At 64.9% G+C, this 2,074-nt stretch carries 2 protein-coding genes and 1 pseudogene; all 3 read right to left on the bottom strand.

Annotated features, from left to right (window positions below; all coding sequences use genetic code 11):
• A pseudogene (locus EOA27_RS33595) lies at nt 1–186 on the bottom strand (transcriptional repressor NrdR); the annotation flags it as partial.
• Nucleotides 187–298: 112 nt separating this feature from the next.
• Nucleotides 299–892: a hypothetical protein gene (locus EOA27_RS33590; protein ID WP_245463292.1), complete on the bottom strand. Its 594-nt coding sequence runs from the start codon at nt 890–892 to the stop codon at nt 299–301.
• A 107-nt stretch (nt 893–999) separates the two neighbouring features.
• Nucleotides 1,000–2,074: serine hydroxymethyltransferase (gene glyA / locus EOA27_RS33585; protein ID WP_145970728.1), on the bottom strand; the 1,075-nt coding region annotated here is incomplete at its 5' end.

Raw genomic sequence — 2,074 nt, 5'->3', positions numbered from 1 at the left:
GTCGAAAGGCACCTTGCGGCCGGACTTCTTGACGACGACGAGGTCGCGCAGCTGGACGCGCTCGAAGGTGGTGAAGCGGCCGCCGCAATCCGGGCACACCCGCCGCCTGCGGATCGCCGCGCCATCCTCGGCGGGACGCGAATCCTTCACCTGCGTATCTTCGGACTGGCAATAGGGGCAGCGCATGGAGAGCCTTGGGTTCGCGATTCTGTGGGCGACAGGCTTAGAGCCTTTTATGCCTCAGAGATAGCGATGCATAAGCAAGATTGCCAGCGGCTTACCCCGCCGGCCGACAGTGTCAGGGCGCGACATCCTTGGTCGAAAACCCGCAGGAGGTGCCGAGATTGCGATAGGCCTTGGTGAAGCCGTCCATCGGGATGCTGGTGACCTGCTGCTTGCCGAAGGTCACGTCGAGCGACGTCACCTTGCGCATGGCGCGCAGCAAAGCAAGGCTGGTCTTGGCCTGGTTGTCGACCATCCAGCTCGGACGGCCGCCCGCGGCCGCGTTGGAGCTTACGGTCGCGGCGACCTTCACGCCGGGGTCGCCGAAAGTCGCGGCGATCTTGTCGCCCGTCGGCAGGGTCTTGTTGTCGATGATGAACATGATGGCCGGATAGGCATCCGGCGGCAGCGCGTCGCCGGTCGAGATCGACAGGGTCAGGGAGCCGGCGTTGCCGTCGCCATCGACGAAAGCCGTCGAGGCGGCGCAGGTTTTGTGTGCGTCCTGTCCGGTATCGAGCGTATCGATGATGGTGGTCCACCTGCCGAAGGTTTTGGTGGCCGGCATGTCGGAGGCGGACTGCGTCTGCTCCTGAGCAATTGCGCCGGTCAGGGCGAAGGCGGTCAGCGAGCCTGACAAGGCCAAGGCGACAAGGTGGAAAGTGCGCATCATCAAGTCTCCGGTAAGCGCGCCGCCCGATCAGGGAGCGGCGCGAAGCGCGAGGATAAAAGATGACGCGCGGCGCCCGGTCAACCGAGGGCTAACAGCCGGCGGAAGGATCAACCGAGGTAGGGGTAGAGCGGGAAGCGGTCGGTCAGCGCCGTGACCTTGGCCTTCACCGCGGCCTCGACCGCTGCATTGCCTTCGTCGGAATTCGCCACCTTCAGCCCGTCCAGCACCTCGGCGATCAGCTTGCCGATCTCGCGGAATTCGGCCTGGCCGAAGCCGCGCGTTGTGCCGGCCGGCGTGCCGAGGCGCACGCCCGAGGTGACGAACGGCTTTTCCGGATCGAACGGGATCCCGTTCTTGTTGCAGGTGATGTTGGCGCGGCCGAGGGCCGCCTCCGCGCGCTTGCCGGTGGCGTTCTTCGGACGAAGATCGACCAGCATCAAATGGTTGTCGGTACCGCCCGATACGATGTCGAGGCCGGTCTCCTGTAGGCTGGACGCAAGCGCCTTGGCGTTGGCGACGACGCTCTCCGCATAAGCCTTGAAGCTCGGCTTCAGCGCTTCGCCGAGCGCCACCGCCTTGGCGGCGATGACATGCATCAGCGGACCGCCCTGCAAGCCCGGGAACACCGCCGAGTTCATCTTCTTGGCGATTTCCTCGTCGTTGCACAGGATCATGCCGCCGCGCGGGCCGCGCAGGGATTTGTGGGTCGTCGTGGTCACGACATGGGCATAAGGCAGCGGCGACGGGTGCACGCCGCCGGCGACGAGCCCGGCGATATGCGCCATGTCGACCATGAGATAAGCGCCGATCGAATCGGCGATCTCGCGGAAACGCTTCCAGTCCCAGATGCGCGAATAGGCGGTGCCGCCGGCCAGGATCAGCTTCGGCTTGGTCTCATGCGCGGCCCTCTCGATCGCGTCCATGTCTAGGAGGTGATCATCCTTGCGCACGCCGTAGGAGACGACCTTGAACCACTTGCCGCTCATGTTGACCGGCGAGCCGTGGGTGAGATGGCCGCCCGAATTCAGGTCGAGCCCCATGAAGGTGTCGCCGGGCTGGAGCAGCGCCAGGAACACCGCCTGGTTCATCTGGCTGCCCGAATTCGGCTGGACATTGGCGAAGTTGCAGCCGAACAGCTTTTTCGCGCGCTCGATGGCCAGTTCCTCGGCCACGTCGACAAAC

The sequence above is a fragment of the Mesorhizobium sp. M2A.F.Ca.ET.037.01.1.1 genome (assembly GCF_003998075.1).
In the GTDB taxonomy this organism is placed as follows: Bacteria; Pseudomonadota; Alphaproteobacteria; order Rhizobiales; family Rhizobiaceae; genus Mesorhizobium.
The sequence above is the reverse complement of the archived record's forward strand: the minus strand, read 5'-3'. Positions and strand labels throughout refer to the sequence as shown.

Bases quoted from the DNA above. Each gene is read 5' to 3' on its own strand.
- EOA27_RS33590 (WP_245463292.1), bottom strand. From the start codon at position 892: ATGATGCGCACTTTCCACCTTGTCGCCTTGGCCTTGTCAGGCTCGCTG.